Genomic DNA, 21,393 nt, shown 5'->3' with positions numbered 1-21,393 from the left:
CAAAACCTACTGTATCGGGTGATGCTTAAACCGCCATATTAAGCGGTCGCCAGCCCTAAAAAAGTTATAATCGGGGAGAAATAATGATCAAAGCCGACAAAGGCATGATTCCCACCTGATTCTACTGTTTGCCGACAAGGGGTGTAATAAGCAACCGCTTGACGGTAATCGAGGATTTCATCCCCGGTTTGTTGCAATAACCAGAGTAAATCCGGTGATCCCAACTTTTCAATCTGCATGGCTTTCAGATCATAAATATGTCGAGACTCTAACACATATTGTTGCCCAGTGTAGGGGTTCTCATTTTCCCCCAGATAATCGCTGAGCAGCTCAAATGGCCGCACCGCCGGGTTAACCACCACCGCGGGAATACTAAAACGCTGGGAAAGCCAGGTAGCAAAATAACCGCCAAGGGAAGAACCTACAATGCCGATGGATTGCCCGGCTTTATCCATTACGATGCTTTCCAGCATTTCTGCGGCCTCCGCCGGATAAGGCGGTAATTGCGGTATCAGCATCTCAATATGAGGATGGTGTTGCTGCAACCAACTTTTGAATGTGGTTGCTTTGGCCGAGCTGGGTGAGCTATTAAAGCCGTGAATATATAGAAGCGTACTCATTCAATAACCATCCGAGTCCATGTCCGGGCAGAACTCATCACTGGCTAACCGGCGAACCTCAGTTTCAAGTTTTCCATCAGGCAGTAAGTCGAGGTAGCGCCATCCCGGTGCCACAGTATCAAGTGTAAAATTAGTACAGTGCGGTTTGAACTGCACACAGGTAGAAGGGCTGGCCAGCAGGCGCTTACCATACCAATCGAGATCCAAATCTTGATGAATATGGCCGCACAACAAGGTGGTCACACGCGGGTAACGAGTCAGCACCGCCGCCAGCATATGCGCGTTGCGTAGGCTATGTTGATCAAGCCAGGTGCAACCCGATGGTATCGGATGATGGTGCAATAATATCAGTGTGTAGCGTTCTGGGTACGCGATCAGACAGCGTTCCATCCACTCCAATTGATAGTCACTCAGTTCACCATAAGGGACACCAAAAACCTGGCTGTCTAATAACAGTATTTGCCAATCATCACCGACCAAAACCTGCTTTGAAGGTGCAATATCGGCATTCGCTAAAGCATCGACCATCGCGGGCTGGAAATCATGATTGCCGGGTAGCCAGACACAAGGCGCTGGCAAACGGGAGATGCCCTCAGCAAAATTCTGATAAGCAGCAACGGAATGATCCTGGGCCAAATCACCGGTCGCAACAATAAGATCAAAGGGGTGTTGCTCAGCAATAATCGCATCTAACACAGCGCGATAACTGCGAGAAGTATTTACACCCAGCAAGGTCTCATGTTCCCCCGCAAAGAGGTGGGTATCTGTTATTTGTAAAATTCTAACCCTGGCCCCACTCGCCATAGGCAGTTTAAACAGGCTTTCCAAATGGTGTCCTTGTTTTTGCACCTTTCCCAACCAGATTCATCACGTCTCTGTAGGCCAAGCTATAAGTCTGTCTAACAAACCGGAATTGCCACCGCTCCATGCGCCAAACAATAGCGCAACCAGTCAGCAAGAAACTGGTTAATTTGATGCTTTTCGTCCCGCTGATGCAACTTTTTATTCGGATAATCATAACTTGCTTTGAAGCGGGAGATCTGCTGACTGGCACACACTTCCGCGACCTGCGCATCATGATAAAGCCGCACAACCATAGATGGCAGGCTCCAATGACTGATAGCTGGCTCAGTTTGCACAATCTCGACAACAGAAGTGTAGCGGGTTGATTCAATAATTGTCAGTTGATAACTGGCGCCATTGACCTGATAAGCCACGCTTTCACCCACTTCATCGACACGCGGTATCAAACGACGCAATTGCGCGAAGTTAGTTTCGCATATCCGCATCATTTCAGGAAAATCAGGTGTGTAGCGCTTGCTCATTATTTTCTCTCTTTCTTAATTACCGCCATTCAACTCTTAGCGATTGATGGTGCAGCGCCAACCATTGTAATGCAATGACTGAGGCTGCGTTATCAATAACACCTTCTTCAACCCAACGATAAGCTTGCTCACGGCTGACAACATGCACCCGGATATCTTCATTTTCATCGGCCAGCCCATGAATCCCACTCGCGGTCGTCGCATCAACTTCCCCGACCATGATAGATAAGCGCTCACTGGTGCCACCAGGGCTAGCTAAATAACTGAGCACCGGTTTACAGCGACCAACATGAATTCCCGCTTCTTCTTCAGCTTCGCGACGTACCACTTCCTCGACGGTTTCGCCCTCTTCAATCATCCCGGCCACCATTTCTAATAACCAAGGCGACCGGCTGCTGTCAATGGCGGCAATCCGTAATTGTTCAACCAGCACCACCTCATCGCGCGCCGGGTCGTAAGGTAATAGCACGGCGGCATGGCCGCGCTCAAAAATTTCGCGTTTAACTTCCCCACTCATTTCGCCATTAAACAAACGATGGCGAAACCGGTACACATCCAGTGAAAAAAAACCCCTGTACCGCGTTTCACGTGCAATAATTTCCACATCCTTCTTGCCGAAGGTCACCGGTGAGGGTTGTTTTGATGTCATCGCTTCTTTCCTTACTTGAGTATCTAGCCTGAATAGTGACTTTTAATGACAGCATGAATGCCAGTCAGGCTAATAGAGGTTGGCAATTTTATAAAGGCGGTTTTATAAAGATTATTTGACAAAAATAGTGTGATACAGGTTAGTTGTCTGAATAGTCATTTAGCTTTGTGATAGATTTAAGTAAATTTAGGCGAGATGGCACAATCAGCCACCTTATCCCATTGGCAGACTCTGATAGAATCGGCAACAATTCGTCTATCGACAGCTACCATAGTAATATTGCCGCACAACTGCTGCACAACAAGGACTGCAAATGAAGAAACTGCTCCCCCTTCTTATCGGGCTGAGTCTGGCTGGTTTCAGTAGCATGAGCCAGGCAGAGAACTTGCTGCAAGTTTATAAGCAAGCCAGGGATAGTAACCCGGATTTACGCAAATCAGCGGCTGATCGCGATGCTGCATACGAAAAAATTAATGAAGCTCGCAGCCCGCTGTTACCACAGCTTGGTTTAGGTGCCGGTTACACCCACACTAATGGTTTCCGCGATGCCTCTGACAGCCCGGATAGCAATGCAACATCAGGCTCTCTACAACTGACTCAAACCATTTTCGACATGTCTAAATGGCGCGCTCTGACTTTACAAGAGAAGGCCGCGGGTATTCAGGACGTGACGTTCCAGACCAATGAACAAGCTTTGATCTTGAACACGGCAACTGCCTATTTTAATGTTCTCAGAGCCATTGATAGTCTGTCTTATACTGAAGCGCAGAAACAATCGGTGTATCGCCAGTTAGACCAAACGACCCAGCGTTTTAATGTGGGTTTAGTGGCTATTACTGATGTGCAAAACGCCCGTGCTAGCTACGATACAGTGTTAGCAGCGGAAGTGACGGCCCGTAATAATCTCGATAATGCGCTGGAAAACTTGCGCCAAATTACCGGTGTTTACTACCCAGAACTGGCATCACTCAATGTTTCTCGTTTGAAGACTGAACGCCCACAAGCCGTCACTAACCTGCTGAAAGAAGCTGAAAAACGTAACCTTTCTTTGCTTTCTGCTCGTTTGAGCCAAGATTTGGCTCGTGAGCAAATTAAGTCGGCAGAAACAGGCTACATGCCAACTATCGATTTGACGGCATCAACTTCAGTCACCAATACTCGCTACAGCGGCGGCACTCCAAGCACCCAGCAAGTAAATATGGATGCGGGTCAGAACAAAATTGGCGTGCAACTGAGCTTACCGCTGTACAGTGGTGGGGCGACTAATTCCTCAGTGAAACAGGCACAATACAATTTCGTCGGTGCCAGTGAGCAGTTGGAAAGCGCACACCGTAGTGTGGTGCAAACTGTACGCTCCTCATTCAATAATATTTCAGCCTCCATCAGCAGCATTAAGGCTTATGAGCAAGTGGTTATTTCTAACCAAAGCTCATTAGATGCAATGGAAGCAGGTTATCAAGTAGGAACGCGTACCATTCTGGATGTATTGACTGCAACGACTAACTTGTATCAATCCAAGCAGCAATTGGCCGATGCGCGTTATAACTACCTGATAAACCAATTAAATATCCAGTCAGCACTGGGTACATTGAATATGAACGATCTGATGGCCCTGAATGGCGTACTGGATAAACCAGTCCCAACATCTGCCACCAGCTTGGCACCGGATGATGCTAACCAGAATGCTTATGCCGATGGCACCAGCACTCGGGCTACACCGCGTGCAACAACTGTTAGCCAGCCGACCAGCGCTGCTGCGGGTAACAGCAACCCATTCCGTAACTGATTTTTACGAATGTGAACTCACTGGGTACGGCATCAAGCTGTGCCCGGTTTTTTATTCCCCTCCTTTTTACTCCCCAGCATTTTTCGTCAATGAAAAAAGCGAAGTGACTCGCAGCATTTCGTATAGCTTTGTAAAGTCTGCACCTCATCGTCCCTCAAGCTTTAATTTCGTACACATTTCCCCTATTCTTAGGACACTTACTGGGAAAGGGCATTGAACGCCCGGAAATGAGACAAATAATGATGAAACGGACTCAAAACATCAATCAAGAGACTTTCCGTAAATCCTGGCGCAGCTACCGCCTCGCGCCAGTAGCTTTAGCTGTCAGTGCTGTATTTATGCTGGCTGGCTGCGAAAAAACCGATGAAACCGTCTCTTTGTATCAAAATGCTGATGATTGCTCTGCGGCAAATCCGTCCAAGAGCGCGGAATGTACCACGGCATACAACACTGCGTTGCAGGAAGCGGCTAAAACTGCACCGAAATACTCAACCCGTGAAGATTGCGTGGCTGAATTTGGTGAATCACAGTGTACCCAAGCGCCTGCACAAGCCGGTATGGTACCAACCTCTTCATCATCTTCTGAAACAACAGCAGCAGCACCGCAGCAAAGTGGCAGCATGTGGATGCCACTGATGGCCGGTTATATGATGGGCCGCATGATGGGCGGTGGTGCAAGCCAGCCATTGTTTACCTCTAAAGCACCGAATAGCCCGGCTAATGGCAAGTTTGTCGACGCAACCGGTAAAAACTTTGGTTCAGCCACCACAGGCCGCACCATGACAGTACCAAGAACCGCAATGGCGCCGAAACCTGCGGTGACCAATACCATCACCCGTGGCGGTTTTGGTGAGTCAGTAGCTAAACAATCCTCTATGCAACGTAGTGCCGCGACATCATCCAAAACCAGCACGCGCAGCATGGGTGGCTAAGGTCTGATTAATGAAACGTTTAGCGATTAACGAACGCCCGGACTGGCGCGAAAAAGCCACCGAATTTGGTTTCCGTTTCCACACCATGTATGGCGAGCCGTACTGGTGTGAAGATGCTTATTACGAATTCACACTGGCACAAATTGAAGAGTTGGAAGACACCACCGCAGAGTTGCATCAGATGTGTCTGCAAGTGGTTGAAAAAGTAGTTAATAGCGATCAACTGATGGCAAAATTCCGCATTCCGAAACATTGCTGGGATTTTGTTCGTAGCTCTTGGAAGTCTAATCAACCTTCACTCTATTCGCGCCTTGATCTGGCCTATGACGGTGTAAATCCGGCTAAGCTGCTGGAAAACAACGCAGATACACCAACCTCACTATATGAAGCCGCTTTTTTCCAATGGCTATGGTTGGAAGACCAGATCAATGCAGGCAATTTGAGTCAGGATTCTGACCAATTCAACAGCATGCAAGAGAAGCTGATTGAGCGTTTTGTTGATTTGCGCGATAACCATGGTTTTAGCTTGCTGCATCTGGCTTGCTGCCAGGATAGTGAAGAAGATCGTGGTACTGTGCAATATCTGCAAGATTGCGCGCTGGAAGCCGGTCTGCCAACTGAATTCATATTTATGGAAGAAATTGGCTTAGGAGAAAAAGGGCAATTTACCGACTTGGATAATCAGGTTATCAGTAATTTGTTCAAGCTCTATCCGTGGGAATTTATGTTCCGCGAAATGTTCTCCACTAAATTGGAAGATGCTGGCGTACGCTGGCTGGAACCGGCTTGGAAGAGCATTATCTCCAATAAAGCCCTGCTGCCGTTACTGTGGGAAATGTTCCCAAATCACCCTAATCTGTTGCCTGCTTATTTTGCTGAAGATGACCATCCAGTTATGGATCATTATGTCACCAAGCCGCTATTCTCGCGGGAAGGTGCCAATATTCAGATAGTGGAAAACGGTAAAGAAGTGGCGCGAGTTGATGGGCCATATGGTGAGGAGGGTATGATTGTTCAGCAATTCCATCCGTTACCTAAGTTCGGCGATAGCTATACCCTGATTGGTAGCTGGCTGGTGAATGATCAGCCTTGTGGTATTGGTTTGCGCGAAGATCGCGAATTGATTACCCAAGATCTGTCACGTTTTTACCCGCATATCATTTTGGGTTAAGACTGCGACAGAATAAGCCGAAAGGCTAATACCTTAAAATTGCTAATAAAGCTGAGCCAAGGGGAAATAGTCCATTAGGGCCGTAATACCCGTAGGAGTGATCAACCCTTGGCTCACTGATTTTAGTTTTTATACGTCAATGCTAACCAAGCTTAACCGACAGCATACTCAGCGACCCCATCTCAATCCCATCAGTTGGGATCGAAATCGGCTCTTTACCATCCCAACTCCCCAATACATACAGTAATGGCAGATAATGCTCGGGCGACGGGTTGGACAATGCAGCCCCTTCATGCTGCATAAAATTGACCAATGGGTGGTTATCACCTTGATAATTCAGGTTATCCCGCACAAATTGGTTGAAAGACTCCGCCCATGGGTAAGGGCTACTTTCGCCCTGCCATCTCACCATACGCAAGTTATGCACCACATTACCGCTGGCGACAATCATGACCCCCTGCTCACGCAGCACCGCCAACTTACGCCCTAATTCATAGTGATACGCAGCCGGTTGGGTGCCATCAATACTCAATTGCACCACTGGGATATCCGCGTCAGAGTACATTTTGATCAACACCCCCCAACTGCCGTGGTCTAGTCCCCATTCACTGGTATCCGCTCGCACGACAATAGGTGCCAACAATTGCTGAATCTGGGCTGCCAGCTCTGGAGAGCCTGGGGCCGGATATTCGGTATCAAACAACGCCTGCGGGAAGCCACCAAAATCATGGATCGTCCGAGGTTTTTCCATCGCCGTTACCGCTGTGCCACGGGTGTACCAGTGAGCAGAAATGGCCAAAATCGCCTTAGGACGAGGTAACGTCTCACCCAACGCACGCCATGCCTGAGTGTGACTGTTTTCTTCCAATACATTCATCGGACTACCATGGCCAAGAAACAGTGCAGGCATACGAGAGGTGTTCATAGATAATCCTTACTGTTAAGAAAAAGTGTGGCGCTTAAATCATAAGAAATACATTACGCGCTTTTTTTTCATTACACAGCCAGATAACAATGATGAAGATATTCAATAAATTTGAAGAGGACTGTAGCGGAAAAATACCAAGGATGGGGGGAAATACAAAATAACCGGGCGGCGATCTATTCAATAGAGTGATAGCAACCCGGTGTGTAAACCACGTTATCCAGAGGCAATATCAGCTGATATTGCCATCAGAAATCAGCTGGCTTTTTTTTCTAGAGACTGGCGGTACTCAGACAAATCATCAATAGTCACCACTGGCATATCATGTAATTTGGCGAACTCAATCACTTCTGGCGCATGTGCCATGCTACCGTCGTCATTGGTCAGTTCACACAATACACCCGCAGGTTTGTAGCCCGCTAAGGTAGCCAAATCGATAGAAGCTTCAGTATGACCACGGCGGGATAATACGCCACCCGGCTGTCCGCGTAGCGGGAATACATGACCAGGGCGATTAAGGTCAGCAGGTTTCGCGTTATCAGCAATTGCCGCGCGGATAGTCGTCAGACGGTCAGCCGCAGAAACACCGGTCGTCACGCCTTTAGCCGCTTCAATGGTCACGGTAAATGCCGTTTGGAACTGGCTGGAGTTATTACTCACCATCATAGGTAAATCAAGCTGTTGGCGGCGTTCATCAGTGATACACAGACACACGATGCCACTGCCGTGGCGGATAGTCAGTGCCATTTGCTCTACAGTCATTGCTTCAGCAGCAAAAACCATATCGCCTTCGTTTTCACGATTTTCGTCATCCAGCACCATAACACCACGGCCATTACGCAGCGCGTCAATAGCACGTTCCACACGCTCAACAGCCGTGCCAAAATCTGATAGAAGGGTCTGATTCATGGTAAAAAACCTCATTAAAATTATGGATTACCAGAATCAGGGCGGTCTTGAGGAGTAAAGGGCCATTTTTCATCTAACAATAGAAATAGCCGAAATAACGCAAGCGGGCTATAAGCCCGGCAGATACCGTTACTCTCTCCCATCCGGACTATAACCGTCGGCCCCGGAATTACACCGAGTCTGCTGACCTCTACCCTGCTCTCTTTGATAAGAGAAACAACGTGAGCGCTCGCGGGCTTTTGCACCACGACACGAAATGCCGCAACACAATTTACCGCCGGTGGGGACTTGCACCCCGCCCTGAGAATAAGCCCTATGACTATAACGCTATTGATTCGTCGGAGCAATTACCAAAATGGTGATGTGCGGAGGTTTATACATTCGGCAGCAAGCATTACACTAGTAAGAGTAACTTCACATCTAATTAGGGAAATACCATGATTGACCCGAAAAAAATTGAACAAATCGCCCGCCAGGTGCATGAGTCTATGCCGAAAGGTATTCGCGAATTCGGGGACGACGTCGAAAAAAAAATTCGGCTAGTGCTGCAATCGCAGTTAACCCGCCTGGATTTGGTTAATCGTGAAGAGTTCGACGTCCAAACTCAAGTATTGCTACGCACCAGAGAAAAACTGGCGTTGTTGGAACAACGCATGGGCGAACTGGAAGCCAAATTCAACAATGCTCCGACCACCGTTGATGCAACAACCGCTATTAATGATAAAACGGGCGAGTAAGTATAAATTAGTCGCCAGTTATCATTAGGGCGCCGTGTGGCGCCCTTTTTATAGTGGTATGACTGACCCTCGCCGTCTGAACATCAGCATCCACAACAGTGCAAACATCAGTAAGGCATATAAGCTTTTCCAACCAATCATCACCAACAATACACAACACAGAATACTGCCAATCACCGACATCACCCGCGAGCGCCCACTTAATAAGCGAATACCCGCCAGCATGCACAACAAATAAATCAGCACAAAAATGCCGTTGGCATAAACAATCAGTAAATCCAATGGTAGAGATAGCCAGTAAGTCAGCAATGCAAAGAGCAGGCTACTGCCGACCACTGCCGTAAGTGCATTCACCGGTGTTTGCCCGACAGACAGCTGCGCCAGCTTGCTTTGTGGGCGCACCTGCGCCTGTGACCACACCATGCGGGCGAAACTTTGAGTATAGATATTCACACTGGCAAAACAGGCCAAATAACCAATAATGCAGGCAATCCACAGCGCATGTTCACCAAATAATTGCACTACAATTCCCGGCAATGAAGCAGCGGCTGCTTGCTGCTCGCCATAAGCATGGAAATGCAGTACCGCCACTGTGCATCCCCAGTAGACCACCCCGGCGACCAATAATCCGACCATCAGGGCGCGCGGAAAATCACGTTCTGGATGACGAAATTCTGTCGCCAGGTGTGCGAAAGCTTCCAGCCCGACAAAGCACCAGAACATCACGGCCAGCGCGCTGAACATATTTGAGGGGGAAATATCTTGCGGTGCGGGCCAAGGTATCTGTGATAGCTGAATGTCGCCCTGCCACCAAATAGCCACCACTAGTGCGATAACCATCAAGGCAATCAATGTTTGCACATTAGCACTAGAACCGGCACTGCGAGTCCCCAACAGCCAGATAATCAGTAAGGTCGCCAATTGCACCATTAATAACCCGCTATCACTCCAGCCAAAAGTGGCTTGCCAGAAACCAGCCGCAATTTGTAACGCAGCAGGTAAGCCGACAGGAATGACGGACAAAAAGAGCCAACCGGTGACTTTCCCAAGTTTAGGCCCGAATGCCATGGTAACAAAATGGGCCGCGCCACCGGCACTGGGGAAATGGCGACCTAAAGCAGCAAAGGCGATAGCAATCGGGAAAACCAACACTATCAATAGCGGCCAGGCCCATAAACTATCCGCCCCCGCCAACATTGCCGCCAGTGCTGGCACAGCAAAAACACCGGTTCCCAGCAATGAGGTGGACAACAACCCGACTCCCTGTGCCAGACTCAACTCCTGTTTTAGTCCACCCACATCCTCACCTTTTTCTATATTGATATACTGAATACCCAAAGTCATTGCTGTTGCGAGTAGGCAGCAAGCAAACGCACCCCGATGAGCTTACTCAAGTAAGTGATTCGGGTGACAAATCGGTCAGGAACCGATTTGAACGCTGCTTGCAGCGGCCTCGCAGAGGCAAGGCCCATGGACGGGCCGAGTAACGAACGCAGCTAACACCCCCGCAACTTCAAGGACGAAGGGTATTTAACCCAAGCCATTCTTGATGGACTGAATTATATTGGTGGTCGAAACACCATCTTCAAAATTCAGCACTTTAACTTCGCCCCCTGCGGCCCACACTTCTGCGCTACCGGCAATTTCATCCGGTTTATAATCGCCGCCTTTCACCAGTAAATCCGGCAAAATATCGGCAATTAAGCGCTGCGGAGTATCTTCTTCAAATGGCACCACCCAATCCACGGCTTCCAGTGCGCCCAAGACAATCATGCGCTGATCCAATGGATTTACGGGGCGTTTTTCACCTTTCAATCGTTTGGTGGAAGCATCGCTGTTTACTGCCACAATCAGGCGGTCACCCAGCTTGCGAGCATTGGCTAAGTAAGAAACATGACCGGCATGGAGAATGTCAAAGATGCCGTTGGTCATCACGACTTTTTCGCCGCGCTGGCGGGCTTGCGCCACCGCTTTTTTCAGTTGTTGCTCATCCATCACGCCGAAACCTGTTTCAGCACGACCACGGATAGCATTTTCCAGCTCAATTGGAGAAACTGTCGACGTCCCCAATTTACCGACCACCACGCCAGCAGCGGCATTCGCCAGGAAGCAAGATTCTTCAAGTGTATTTCCCGCCGCCAATGCAGCAGCCAACACCCCAATAACCGTGTCACCGGCACCGGTCACATCAAATACTTCTTGTGCTTGAGTCGGCAAATGTAATGGCGGTTTGCCCGGCTGTAGCAAGGTCATCCCTTGCTCAGAGCGGGTGACCAGTAAAGCTGAAAGCTCAAAATCGGCCACCAGCTTCATACCCCGGCTCACCAATTCTTCTTCATTTTTGCAATGACCGACCACCGCTTCAAACTCGGACAAATTAGGTGTCAGCAAGGTTGCGCCGCGATAACGTTCGAAATCGCTGCCTTTAGGATCGATAAGCACCGGAACTTTGGCTTTTCGCGCCAGTTGGATCATCGCCTGCACACTGTTCAGTGCGCCTTTGGCATAGTCGGACAGCACCAGAGCGCCAATCTGTGGTAGCGCTTGTTGAATGCGCTCAAAGATAGGTTGAGGGTCAACACCATCAAAACCTTCTTCGAAATCCAGGCGAATGAGCTGCTGATTACGGGAAAGTACCCGCAATTTGGTGATAGTCGGGTGAGTGGGCACCGAAACAAAATCACAACGCACCTGCACTTCATTGAGCTTGCTGGTCAGTGCGCGCGCGGCATCATCAATCCCGGTCAACCCCACTAATCGGGAGATAGCGCCAAGGGAGGCGATGTTCATCGCGACGTTCGCGGCACCACCAGGGCGTTCTTCGATGGTATCAACTTTGACCACCGGCACCGGTGCTTCGGGTGAAATCCGGCTGGTTGGGCCATACCAATAACGGTCTAACATGACATCACCAACGACTAAAACACCGGCGCGGTGAAAATCAGGCAGCGTGACTTTCATACGTTAGCCCCCCAAGGTGAGCTGTTATTAACCCCGAAAACACACATCCCTTCGCTCCAATTTTGTGTTTATCATATGGTGCCGGATAATATCACAGACACCTTGCATACTATTAATAACTGGAATCTACGCTAATAACTGGAGTCTATGCGCCTGTCGGCGCGGCAACCAACCATTTACGCCAGCTGGCGGCCACCTGTGCTCTTTCTGCGCTAAAGCTATCTGCGGAGACTTTGCTTGATTGCTCCTGCAAGGCCAGATGATGAATCTCATCACGCATGGTGACATAAGCGCGAGTCAATGCCGCAGCTTCCGCCTCCGGCATAATGTCGTAATTGGCCATTAACTCGAAAATTCGCACATTATCAGACCAGCGGGTCAAACGCGGCTCACTGGCGGCATAGCGCAACACCAAATATTGCGCAATAAATTCAATATCGGTGATCCCGCCCTCATCGGCTTTGATATCAAAGATATCGCGCTGTTTACTGCCCAAATGATTGCGCATCTTCTCACGCATTTCGCGCACTTCTTGCTGTAATTGCGGGTCTTCGCGATGGCGGCAAAGGATATGTTGGCGAATAGCATCAAACTCTTGGTGCAACTCAGGGTCACCATAGACAATGCGGGCGCGCACCAGCGCTTGATGCTCCCACGTCCAAGCTTCATTTTGCTGGTAATCAGCGAAAGCCGCGACCGTGCTCACCAGCATACCCGCTTCCCCGGATGGCCTTAGCCGCGCATCAACTTCATACAAAATCCCTGATGAGGTGCGAGTGCTGAATAAATGCATTACGCGCTGGGCTAGACGCAAATAGAATTGGCGGCCATCAATGCTGCGCTCGCCGTCGGTCATCACGTCCAGCGGGCAATCGAGCAGGAATACCAGATCCAAATCTGAGCTGTAACCTAGCTCCCAGCCCCCCAATTTGCCATAACCAATCACGGCGAAACCACGGCCCTCGCGCTGCTGCAAATGGCTGGGTTGACCATAACGCGCCACCATCTGCCCCCAAGCTTGCTGGATAACCGCATCAATAATGGCCTCCGCCAGATAAGTTAAGTGATCACTCACTTTCATTACCGGCAGCGCCTCGGTGATATCTCCGGCGGCGATACGCAATTGTTGAGCCTGTTTAAACTGGCGTAATGCCTCCAGTTGTTGCTCTTCATCATCAGGTGGTACCCGCAACAAATATTGACGTAATTCATCACGATAAGCGCTGGGTTCCAACGGCTGATAGAGAGATTGGGGATCGAGCAATTCATCCAATAACAGCGGGTAGCGAGCTAACTGGCTGGCGACCATCGGGGAGGCAGAACATAAGCGAATAACATGTTTTAGTGCCGCGTGATATTCAACCAGCAATTCCAGATAGGTGGTGCGGGTCACGATACTCAGCAACAATTGAATCAGGCGGCTGAGGGCAACATTAGCATCGGGACGTGGGCAGACTTCAGCGAACAGACGCGGCATCAATTGATCCAGCACCTCACGGCCACGCGGGCCAATAGTGCGCTTATCAACATCATGGCGAAAATTATTAATAGTGGTCAACAATTGGCGGCGCGCCGCTTCATCTAAATGCGGTGTCAGAGGGGCTAAATCACTCTCTTCCAATGCATCCTGCCACAAACTTTTATACAAACCATGGCAAGGATCTTCGCCAATATCGGGAGTATCGTCGCCGATCAGGTCATCAAATACCAAGCGCACCGCTTGCATATTATGCTCTAACGCGGCGCTCATAGCAGCCCAATCCGTATAGCCCATACCGCAAGCTAATCGGGCCTGATTTAGCGCGTCACTGGGTAATGTTTGTGTTTGCTCATCACCAATAGCTTGTAACAGATTCTCTAAACGGCGCAAAAACAGATAGCTGCCACTGAGCGCAGCCACCTGTTGTTCCGGCAATAACCCTAGCTCTGCCACAGCTTGTAAGGTCGGCAGCAAAGCGCGCTGTTGCAGACGCGGTTCGCGGCCACCTCGAATCAACTGAAATACCTGGGTGATGAACTCGATTTCACGAATTCCACCCGCACCCAGTTTAATATTGTCTTTCAGACCGCGCCGGCGCACTTCACGAGCAATCATCCCTTTCATATTACGCAATGACTGAATCACACTGAAATCAATATAACGGCGGAAAACAAAGGGCCGTAGGGTTTGGCGCAGTTCCTTGCTGTAATGGTCTTCCGCACCGCCCATCAGGCGAGCCTTCACCATGGCGTAGCGCTCCCAATCGCGCCCTTGTTCTTGGTAATAATCCTCCAGTGCGGCAAAGCTCAGCACCAGTGGGCCGCTATCACCAAATGGCCGTAAACGCATGTCCACACGATAGACAAAACCGTCGATAGTTTGCTGGTCTAATGCCTTAATCAGCCGTTGGCCCAAGCGGGTAAAAAACTGGGCATTATCCAATTGCCGCCGCCCGCCATGGGTCTGGCCGTTTTCCGGGTAAGCAAAAATCAAATCGATATCCGACGAGAAATTCAGTTCACCGCCGCCTAATTTTCCCATGCCCAAAATCAGCAAGGGTTGCGGCACATTATCCGCATTACAGGGCGTGCCAAACTCGCGACAACACGCCTGATATAACCAATCGCGCGCAGCAACAATCACGGTTTCAGCCAGCCAACTGAGCTGTTGCAAAGTATCCGTCGTAGTGCTGGTTTCCAGTGCCTGAGACCAGGCAATGCGCACCATAACCCGGCGACGAAATAGCCGCAGCGCCGCTAATAGCGCGGTTTCGTCTTGCACCTCGGACAGTGCCTGACTGAGCCATTGTGGATAAAATTGCCACTCCTGCGGTTGTGGCGGCTGCTGATGCAGCTCATCCAGCCAATCAGGGTGAATCAGTAACATGTCACTGACAAAATCACTCAACGCCAATACTGCAATATCTTCTTCACGCAAGCTCGGCGGAGCCGGTAACTCATTAAAGCGCTGCTGTATATTCAGCGCCTGAATCTGTAATTCCGAAGGGAGTGGCAACATATAAAGATAAAACTCCTCAAACATCCGGCCAGCTGATCGTTGTCCAATTAACCAGCAGCTATCGATTAACTAGCAGCCCCATTCAACCAAAACGCGGGCTGGGACAACGCTTCCTTACGGGCGGTATCACGCCAGTGACCCTGCCGTTCCATAATCGCCAGTTGTAGACCAAACCAGCCATCAATGTATGGATGCCATTCATTTTGTGGATAGAAGCCAGAGAGTAATTGGAACGCCATGATCTGCCGGTTTAAACGCGGGAGTTGTGCCACATAGCCATCATCATCCAGATTATGACCAAAGGCCTCTTTCAAATCAGCGGCACTGCGGCTGAGCATGATGTCGCAGAAGCGTTTAAATGAGCCATTGAATTTAGCCAACGCTTTCTCATCCATAAATGGCCGCCAGCCAGATGTCACCAGCCATGATGTGAGCGCTAACTTACACTTCAGATAATCGGCGCTATAGCAGATGACCTCAGCTTCGGCATTTTTTGCCTCTAACTGGGGTTCTAGCGCTAACAATGAAGCGCGTAATTCGGTGCTGGCTTTACGTGGCACCAATCCGCCGAAAATAGCCAAGGTTTGCCGAACCATGCCTAAAGCTTCAATAATCATGGTCTTAGCTGCTGGTTCACCGCGCAACCATAGCTCTTCGTGGTATTGCCAGTGATCCAACGCCATTTCCAGCCCAGCAACCATACCTTGCTCGACGGTAGATTTCGGCGCGGGCTGCAAGACTAATAATGGGCGCAATTCACGCGGTGGCTGACCTTGAGACAAATGATTACTTTGTGCCAAATGATTACTTTGTGCCAAATGATAGCCGCGAGCCGCTTTACTCAAATTCCCCTGACGCAAACCGCCAATTTGTGCCAACTCAACCGCCAGTGCCAGTAAATCGGCCTGATTACCTTTTTTGAGTTCCAGCTCAATTTCGCTCAGTGGCTCTGACAACTCATTGGTACCATCGGCTGCTTTAGAAGAAATCGTACCTTGGTCAAGGGCAAGCTCTATCTCGCTCTCACCGTAAGTGATTACCCACTTCTCACGAGTAAAATCGGTACGGAACAAGGGCTGCAACTCGGCTTGTAGCGCGTCAACCACCCAACCTTCCGGCCAGATATCGGCAGGGAAACGCGCTAAATCTAACTTATCGTTATCAATATCAACGTTATATTCATTCCGTTGATGTAAACCGCCGACAACTTTACCGCCAGTTTTAACCGTCATTTCATAGCGGCCATCATAACCACGAATCCGTAAGCCAATATCATGTTGGCGCAGACGGTTATCCGCCGTTTCAAAATAGATATTCGTCAGAGTTTGCGGCGCAAAATGCTGGCTTTGCCAAGAGGTGATTCGCTCCGGTAAAGCGGCAATGGCCGCAGGAGTAGCAATAAATTTTAATTCTATTTCAACGGTCATAATTTCATTCACACCGGTATGTTGCGAGATTACGGGCATTATGCCTCTTTCGCCGTGATTTGCCTGTTTTACACCAATTTCTCTGCTTTAAAACAAAAAAACACGCACGCGGCAGCCCTGAGTCAAACTCTATTTTAACCTGTTTTCACAAGTCTATCCTAAGGCTTCATAAGACAAATTTTCAGCGCGGTTAAAATAAACAAAAAAAGAGCCCAAGCCGCACTGCCTATGAGAGTAAGATAGTTCTCATTCCGGTTTATGCGTTGCGTCGGCAAACTGAACACACTACTATCGTCCCATAAATTCACTCATAAATGACTCTCTAATGCAGAAATTACGCCTAATTTGCCTCACAGTGCTCAGTCTCAGTATTTCCCTGGGCGCTTACGCTGAAGAAAAACGCTACATCTCTGATGAGCTGGATACCTACGTTCATAGCGGCCCCGGTAACCAATACCGTATTGTTGGCACGCTAAAAGGTGGGGATGAAGTTACCCTGATAAGCGTTAATGACAGCACAAATTACGGCCAAATCCGCGACAGCAAAGGTAAAACCACCTGGATCCCACTGGATCAATTGAGCGAAACCCCCAGCTTGCGCGTCCGGGTTCCTGACCTTGAACAACAGGTCAAAACACTGACAGATAAACTGGCTAATATTGATAATAGCTGGAATCAGCGCACCGCAGAAATGCAACAAAAAGTGGCTGCCAGCGACAGTGTGATTTCCGAACTACAAAAAGAAAATGAGTCATTGAAAAACCAGTTAATCGTTGCTCAGAAGAAAGTCAGCGCCGTGAATCTGCAATTGGATGACAAGCAGCGCACCATTATTCTGCAATGGTTTATGTACGGCGGCGGTGTTGCCGGTATTGGCCTGCTGATTGGTTTAGTGCTGCCACATCTGATACCCAGCCGTAAAAAGAACAATCGCTGGATGAACTGATAGCCTTACCGGCGTCCAGAATGAACAATTAGGCTATCTGTCAGGGTAGCCTGTTTAATTGGTTTAAATCTCCCAACTATACTGAACTGACGACTGGTCATTTTAGCGACCAGATATAAAATCGTCTTTTGCACCTGCGCTACAACGTCAAGAACAAAGGGTAACCCACAGTCATTGGCATTGTAGCTAGGCGGCAAACGAATGAATCCCGATGAGCTTACACAAGTAAGTGATTCGGGTAAAAGAGAGTGGCCAACAACGCTACAACGTCAAGAACAAAGGGTTAATATGAAGATCTATCTGGTCGGCGGTGCCGTACGCGACAGCCTATTAAATCTACCGGTCACCGAGCAGGATTGGGTGGTGGTGGGCGCTACGCCAGAACAGCTGCTGGCGCAGGGCTACCAGCAGGTCGGTAAAGATTTCCCGGTATTTCTTCACCCCGTCAGCCATGAAGAATATGCATTGGCCCGCACCGAACGTAAATCAGGCCAGGGCTATACCGGCTTCACTTGCTACGCCGCCCCCGATGTCACACTGGAAGAAGATTTACTGCGCCGCGATTTGACCATCAACGCCATTGCCCGCAGTAATGAGGGGGAATTATTTGATCCCTACAATGGCCGACAAGATTTAGAGAACCGCGTGTTACGCCATGTCTCTGATGCTTTTGGTGAAGATCCATTGCGTGTTTTGCGTGTCGCCCGTTTCGCCGCTCGTTTTGCCCACTTGGGCTTTACTGTAGCGCCAGAGACTCAATTCTTGATGGCCTCAATGGCCAAAAGTGGCGAACTTTCGGCTCTAACACCCGAACGAGTGTGGAAAGAGACTGAAAAAGCACTGAAAACTCAAAGCCCGCAGATCTATTTTCAGGTATTACGCGATTGCGGTGCACTGGCTGTGCTGTTCCCCGAAATTGAGCGCCTATTTGGTGTGCCTGCACCAGAAAAATGGCATCCGGAAATTGATACCGGCATCCACACTCTGATGACGCTAGCTATTGCCGCTCAACTCAGCCCTGAAGTTGACGTGCGCTTTGCTGCACTTTGCCATGATTTAGGTAAAGGACTGACACCGAAAGAGTTTTGGCCCCATCATCATGGACATGGCCCTGCGGGAGTCAAATTAGTCGAGCAGCTATGCCAGCGTTTACGGGTACCGAATCCAGTACGTGATTTAGCCAAACTAGTGGCGGAATACCATGATCTCATTCATACAGTGAATAAGCTCCGCCCTGAAACTCTGCTTAAACTGTTCGATGCTATTGATGTCTGGCGCAAACCAGAGCGCCTTGAGCAGATGATAATGACCAGCGAGGCCGATGCCCGGGGTCGCACCGGATTTGAAGAAAACCCTTATCCGCAGGGCGATTACTTACGCGCGGCATACCATATTGCCAACGGAGTGTCGGTGCAAGAAGTGGTCGCCAGTGGGCTGCAAGGTTTGGCTATTCGAGATGAACTGAAACGCCGTCGCCAACAAGCCTTAGCCCAATGGAAACAAACTCAAGAAGTGATTTCACCCTAAATCATTACCTCGCTATAAAAACAAAAAGCCCTGATTATTCAGGGCGTTTTATATTCCGCAACCACAATACCGTTACATAAAGACCCAGTACACCGCTCCCGCGACAATAAAGCGATAAATCGCAAAAGGCACGAAAGAGATACGCTTAATCAGTGACAGGAAGGTTTTGATAGCAATCAGTGCGACGATAAATGCAGTAATAAACCCGACGGCAAACATCGGCAAATCGCCCCAGCTCAGGAAATGTAGACTTTTATACAAATCTAAAGCGCTGGCCCCAAGCATCATTGGGACGGCCAAAATAAAGGAAAATTCAGAGGCCGCATAGCGGTTCACACCGACCAACATCCCACCTGAAATTGTTGCACCGGATCGCGAGAAACCCGGCCATAATGCCAAACACTGGCAGCAACCAATCGCAAAGGCTTGGCGATAGGTAATATCATCCAGCCCAATGGCCTTAGGATTTTTAGGTTTAAACCACTCTGCTGCCAGTAAGAGCAAGCCGCCAGCGACCAAGGCGTACATGACACTTTGCGGATTAAATAACGATTTAATGACGTCGTGGAAAGCCAACCCCAAACCGACCGCAGGGATCATTGCCAGTAAAATATGGCCCAATGTCAGGTGCCCGCTGGTTTTACCCTCATGAGGCACTTTGCCAAAATGGATACCAATAAGCCCGAATAAGCGCCGCCAGAACACCACCACCACAGCCAAAATCGACCCTAACTGAATAATGACTTCAAAGGTTTTTGCTTTGTCGCCGGTAAAGCCCAATAGCTCACCGACAATAATCATATGCCCAGTAGATGAAACCGGCAGGAACTCAGTCAGCCCTTCAACCACGCCCAAAACAAAAGCTACAAACAGCGAATACATATCCGTCATCTACGATACCCAATGCCCTGTAATATACCCGTCATACTTCAAGCTGCATGTGCGTTGGCTGCCCTCGCTACTCGGCCCGTCCATGGGCCTCGCCTCTGCGAGGCCGCTGCCAGCAGCGTTCAAATCTGCTCCCGGCAGATTTGTCACTCCAGTCAGTTGCCGACTTCCCGCACTTGAATTATTTAGGCTATAGAAATCCACAAAAAAACGGCAATGTGAAAAATTATATTGGCCGTTAACAAAATCATGCCGTTCAATTTCAGCATGTAAAAATATCACGTTAATCAATAATTCAGGCCACATTATCTATACTGCGTTACATTTTTATGTCGTGGTGTAATAAAAATCAGTGAGGCCGCTGAGCGCGCTCAATCACCACGCCGACATTGCGCGCTTGAGCGACCGCCCCCGGTTTACTCACCTTAATCCGCACCCAAGGTGACTTAAACTGCTGTAACAATAGCTCGGCAATCTCTTCAGCGACCCGCTCGACCAGCGCAAAACGCTGAGATTCTACGTGTTTGATAACGGCATCACTAATATCTGCATAGCTCAGGCAATCATTTACATCATCGCTAGCGGCGGCTTTACGATTATCCCAGCCCATTTCGATATCGAACACCAGCTTCTGCTGAATTGTCTGCTCCCAGTCATAAACACCGATGGTGGTTATGACACTGAGTTCCTCAATAAATACGATGTCCATCACGTCATTCTCTGTTTTTATGCCCGCCGGATACCACTTCCAGCCGAATATGCGTATTATCCACTGATGTTGCGATTAAAACGACCATTATTCAACAGGGCGGTGTTATGAGTGCTATCGCGCTTGGCATGATTATCTTCGCGTATTTGTGTGGCTCTATTTCCAGCGCTGTTCTGGTGTGCCGGGTTGCCAAGCTACCAGATCCGCGTGAGCATGGTTCCGGCAATCCCGGTGCCACTAACGTGCTGCGCATCGGTGGCCGCACCGCCGCCGCCACAGTATTGATTTTCGATGTGCTGAAAGGCATGTTGCCAGTTTGGATAGCTTATCTGCTGCACGTTTCGCCACTGTATCTGGGTCTTACCGCTATTGCAGCCTGTCTTGGCCACATTTATCCGGTATTTTTCCACTTTAAAGGTGGCAAAGGCGTCGCCACTGCATTTGGTGCCATCGCCCCCATTGGCTGGGATTTGACTGGCTTGATGGCCGGCACTTGGCTGCTGACGGTTTTACTGAGCGGCTATTCATCTTTAGGCGCGATTATCAGCGCCCTGATTGCCCCCTTTTACGTCTGGTGGTTCAAACCACAATTCACCTTTCCTGTCGCCATGCTTTCGTGCCTGATTCTGATGCGCCACCACGATAATATTCAGCGTTTATGGCGCGGCAAAGAAAGTAAAGTTTGGGATAAGCTCAGAAAGAAAAAGCAGAAAACGCCCGCCGAAGAAGCCGCAGAATTAGAAGAGAAAGAAGAGAAAGAAGATTAGTTTTACCCAATTACCTCGCCATCCCACCGAACCCAGAATGACTGAGCGGGAGCGAGGCAAGGCGCAAAGGAATGAAAAAACGGAGTGGACTCTCGTCCATGAGTATTTTGAATGAC

General features: G+C 49.2%; 19 protein-coding genes and 1 riboswitch. Of the genes, 7 read left to right on the top strand and 12 right to left on the bottom strand.

Translation table 11 applies throughout. The annotated features are described in order from the left end of the window. Positions 1-38: 38 nt before the first annotated feature. The 4 genes from yqiA to nudF form a co-directional block, all read right to left on the bottom strand. Complete coding sequence (gene yqiA / locus FTA91_RS17935) at positions 39-620, bottom strand: esterase YqiA (protein ID WP_050112275.1); 582 nt, start codon at positions 618-620, stop codon at positions 39-41. Then, positions 621-1,448 carry a 3',5'-cyclic-AMP phosphodiesterase gene (gene cpdA, locus FTA91_RS17930; RefSeq protein ID WP_050112274.1) on the bottom strand — a complete coding sequence of 276 codons (828 nt, stop codon included), beginning with the start codon at positions 1,446-1,448 and terminating at the stop codon, positions 621-623. Positions 1,449-1,519: 71 nt separating this feature from the next. Continuing rightward, positions 1,520-1,945 (bottom strand): DUF1249 family protein, encoded by a 426-nt coding sequence (locus FTA91_RS17925; protein ID WP_050112273.1) that lies wholly within the window; start codon positions 1,943-1,945, stop codon positions 1,520-1,522. A gap of 19 nt (positions 1,946-1,964) precedes the next feature. Then, positions 1,965-2,594, bottom strand: a complete 630-nt coding sequence (nudF, locus tag FTA91_RS17920; RefSeq protein ID WP_050112272.1) for an ADP-ribose diphosphatase — start codon at positions 2,592-2,594, stop codon at positions 1,965-1,967. A gap of 313 nt (positions 2,595-2,907) precedes the next feature. Here nudF and tolC point away from each other — a divergent pair, with 313 nt between their 5' ends. The 3 genes from tolC (at position 2,908) to FTA91_RS17905 (ending at position 6,483) form a co-directional block, all read left to right on the top strand. Then, entirely contained in the window at positions 2,908-4,380 is a 1,473-nt protein-coding gene (tolC, locus tag FTA91_RS17915; protein ID WP_145534076.1) for an outer membrane channel protein TolC, read from the top strand. Between the two features lie 242 nt (positions 4,381-4,622). Beyond that, positions 4,623-5,312, top strand: a complete 690-nt coding sequence (locus FTA91_RS17910; RefSeq protein ID WP_145534108.1) for a DUF1190 family protein — start codon at positions 4,623-4,625, stop codon at positions 5,310-5,312. A gap of 10 nt (positions 5,313-5,322) precedes the next feature. Then, positions 5,323-6,483 (top strand): glutathionylspermidine synthase family protein, encoded by a 1,161-nt coding sequence (locus FTA91_RS17905; protein WP_145583724.1) that lies wholly within the window; start codon positions 5,323-5,325, stop codon positions 6,481-6,483. Between the two features lie 142 nt (positions 6,484-6,625). Here FTA91_RS17905 and ygiD read toward each other — a convergent pair whose 3' ends face one another. Both ygiD and ribB read right to left on the bottom strand, forming a co-directional pair. Beyond that, on the bottom strand, positions 6,626-7,408 hold the full coding sequence (gene ygiD / locus FTA91_RS17900) for a 4,5-DOPA-extradiol-dioxygenase (protein ID WP_145534073.1): 783 nt from the start codon (positions 7,406-7,408) through the stop codon (positions 6,626-6,628). A gap of 255 nt (positions 7,409-7,663) precedes the next feature. Next, positions 7,664-8,317, bottom strand: coding sequence for a 3,4-dihydroxy-2-butanone-4-phosphate synthase (gene ribB / locus FTA91_RS17895; RefSeq protein ID WP_145534070.1), 654 nt, complete (start codon positions 8,315-8,317; stop codon positions 7,664-7,666). A 127-nt stretch (positions 8,318-8,444) separates the two neighbouring features. Continuing rightward, positions 8,445-8,629, bottom strand: a riboswitch (FMN riboswitch). 125 nt (positions 8,630-8,754) lie between these two features. Between ribB and ubiK the strand changes: the two genes are divergently transcribed. Then, the gene (gene ubiK, locus FTA91_RS17890; protein ID WP_050112267.1) at positions 8,755-9,054 is read left to right on the top strand and encodes a ubiquinone biosynthesis accessory factor UbiK; all 300 of its coding nucleotides are present in this window, start codon (positions 8,755-8,757) and stop codon (positions 9,052-9,054) included. Between the two features lie 48 nt (positions 9,055-9,102). Here ubiK and yjeH read toward each other — a convergent pair whose 3' ends face one another. From yjeH to FTA91_RS17870, 4 genes are all read right to left on the bottom strand, one after another. After that, entirely contained in the window at positions 9,103-10,353 is a 1,251-nt protein-coding gene (gene yjeH / locus FTA91_RS17885; RefSeq protein WP_145534105.1) for an L-methionine/branched-chain amino acid transporter, read from the bottom strand. A gap of 231 nt (positions 10,354-10,584) precedes the next feature. Beyond that, positions 10,585-12,015, bottom strand: a complete 1,431-nt coding sequence (hldE, locus tag FTA91_RS17880; RefSeq protein WP_050112265.1) for a bifunctional D-glycero-beta-D-manno-heptose-7-phosphate kinase/D-glycero-beta-D-manno-heptose 1-phosphate adenylyltransferase HldE — start codon at positions 12,013-12,015, stop codon at positions 10,585-10,587. A 145-nt stretch (positions 12,016-12,160) separates the two neighbouring features. Then, a complete protein-coding gene (glnE, locus tag FTA91_RS17875; RefSeq protein ID WP_145583722.1) occupies positions 12,161-15,013 on the bottom strand; it encodes a bifunctional [glutamate--ammonia ligase]-adenylyl-L-tyrosine phosphorylase/[glutamate--ammonia-ligase] adenylyltransferase in 2,853 nt (950 codons plus the stop codon). Between the two features lie 65 nt (positions 15,014-15,078). Then, positions 15,079-16,440, bottom strand: coding sequence for a CYTH domain-containing protein (locus FTA91_RS17870; protein WP_050112476.1), 1,362 nt, complete (start codon positions 16,438-16,440; stop codon positions 15,079-15,081). A gap of 325 nt (positions 16,441-16,765) precedes the next feature. Between FTA91_RS17870 and FTA91_RS17865 the strand changes: the two genes are divergently transcribed. Both FTA91_RS17865 and FTA91_RS17860 read left to right on the top strand, forming a co-directional pair. Beyond that, entirely contained in the window at positions 16,766-17,386 is a 621-nt protein-coding gene (locus FTA91_RS17865; RefSeq protein ID WP_050112263.1) for a TIGR04211 family SH3 domain-containing protein, read from the top strand. Positions 17,387-17,674: 288 nt separating this feature from the next. Further along, a complete protein-coding gene (locus FTA91_RS17860) occupies positions 17,675-18,913 on the top strand; it encodes a multifunctional CCA addition/repair protein (RefSeq protein WP_050112262.1) in 1,239 nt (412 codons plus the stop codon). 72 nt (positions 18,914-18,985) lie between these two features. Here FTA91_RS17860 and bacA read toward each other — a convergent pair whose 3' ends face one another. Both bacA and folB read right to left on the bottom strand, forming a co-directional pair. Next, positions 18,986-19,804, bottom strand: coding sequence for an undecaprenyl-diphosphate phosphatase (bacA, locus tag FTA91_RS17855; protein WP_145534064.1), 819 nt, complete (start codon positions 19,802-19,804; stop codon positions 18,986-18,988). A gap of 346 nt (positions 19,805-20,150) precedes the next feature. After that, a complete protein-coding gene (folB, locus tag FTA91_RS17845; protein ID WP_050112260.1) occupies positions 20,151-20,510 on the bottom strand; it encodes a bifunctional dihydroneopterin aldolase/7,8-dihydroneopterin epimerase in 360 nt (119 codons plus the stop codon). Positions 20,511-20,617: 107 nt separating this feature from the next. On the opposite strand from folB, the gene plsY reads away from it, so the two are divergent. Beyond that, positions 20,618-21,277, top strand: coding sequence for a glycerol-3-phosphate 1-O-acyltransferase PlsY (gene plsY / locus FTA91_RS17840; RefSeq protein WP_145534061.1), 660 nt, complete (start codon positions 20,618-20,620; stop codon positions 21,275-21,277). The last annotated feature ends 116 nt before the right edge of the window (positions 21,278-21,393 follow it).

Source organism: Yersinia thracica (assembly GCF_902170565.1).
GTDB lineage: Bacteria > Pseudomonadota > Gammaproteobacteria > Enterobacterales > Enterobacteriaceae > Yersinia > Yersinia thracica.
This window is presented reverse-complemented; position numbering and strand designations above follow the sequence as displayed.

Excerpts from the sequence above, each read along its gene's own strand:
- hldE (WP_050112265.1), bottom strand. The coding sequence starts at position 12,015 with ATGAAAGTCACGCTGCCTGATTTTCACCGCGCCGGTGTTTTAGTCGTT.
- FTA91_RS17870 (WP_050112476.1), bottom strand. The coding sequence starts at position 16,440 with ATGACCGTTGAAATAGAATTAAAATTTATTGCTACTCCTGCGGCCATT.
- yqiA (WP_050112275.1), bottom strand. The coding sequence starts at position 620 with ATGAGTACGCTTCTATATATTCACGGCTTTAATAGCTCACCCAGCTCG.
- glnE (WP_145583722.1), bottom strand. The coding sequence starts at position 15,013 with ATGTTGCCACTCCCTTCGGAATTACAGATTCAGGCGCTGAATATACAG.
- bacA (WP_145534064.1), bottom strand. The coding sequence starts at position 19,804 with ATGACGGATATGTATTCGCTGTTTGTAGCTTTTGTTTTGGGCGTGGTT.
- nudF (WP_050112272.1), bottom strand. The coding sequence starts at position 2,594 with ATGACATCAAAACAACCCTCACCGGTGACCTTCGGCAAGAAGGATGTG.
- tolC (WP_145534076.1), top strand. The coding sequence starts at position 2,908 with ATGAAGAAACTGCTCCCCCTTCTTATCGGGCTGAGTCTGGCTGGTTTC.
- FTA91_RS17860 (WP_050112262.1), top strand. The coding sequence starts at position 17,675 with ATGAAGATCTATCTGGTCGGCGGTGCCGTACGCGACAGCCTATTAAAT.
- ygiD (WP_145534073.1), bottom strand. The coding sequence starts at position 7,408 with ATGAACACCTCTCGTATGCCTGCACTGTTTCTTGGCCATGGTAGTCCG.
- folB (WP_050112260.1), bottom strand. The coding sequence starts at position 20,510 with ATGGACATCGTATTTATTGAGGAACTCAGTGTCATAACCACCATCGGT.
- FTA91_RS17910 (WP_145534108.1), top strand. The coding sequence starts at position 4,623 with ATGAAACGGACTCAAAACATCAATCAAGAGACTTTCCGTAAATCCTGG.
- FTA91_RS17865 (WP_050112263.1), top strand. The coding sequence starts at position 16,766 with ATGCAGAAATTACGCCTAATTTGCCTCACAGTGCTCAGTCTCAGTATT.
- plsY (WP_145534061.1), top strand. The coding sequence starts at position 20,618 with ATGAGTGCTATCGCGCTTGGCATGATTATCTTCGCGTATTTGTGTGGC.
- ribB (WP_145534070.1), bottom strand. The coding sequence starts at position 8,317 with ATGAATCAGACCCTTCTATCAGATTTTGGCACGGCTGTTGAGCGTGTG.
- FTA91_RS17925 (WP_050112273.1), bottom strand. The coding sequence starts at position 1,945 with ATGAGCAAGCGCTACACACCTGATTTTCCTGAAATGATGCGGATATGC.
- ubiK (WP_050112267.1), top strand. The coding sequence starts at position 8,755 with ATGATTGACCCGAAAAAAATTGAACAAATCGCCCGCCAGGTGCATGAG.
- FTA91_RS17905 (WP_145583724.1), top strand. The coding sequence starts at position 5,323 with ATGAAACGTTTAGCGATTAACGAACGCCCGGACTGGCGCGAAAAAGCC.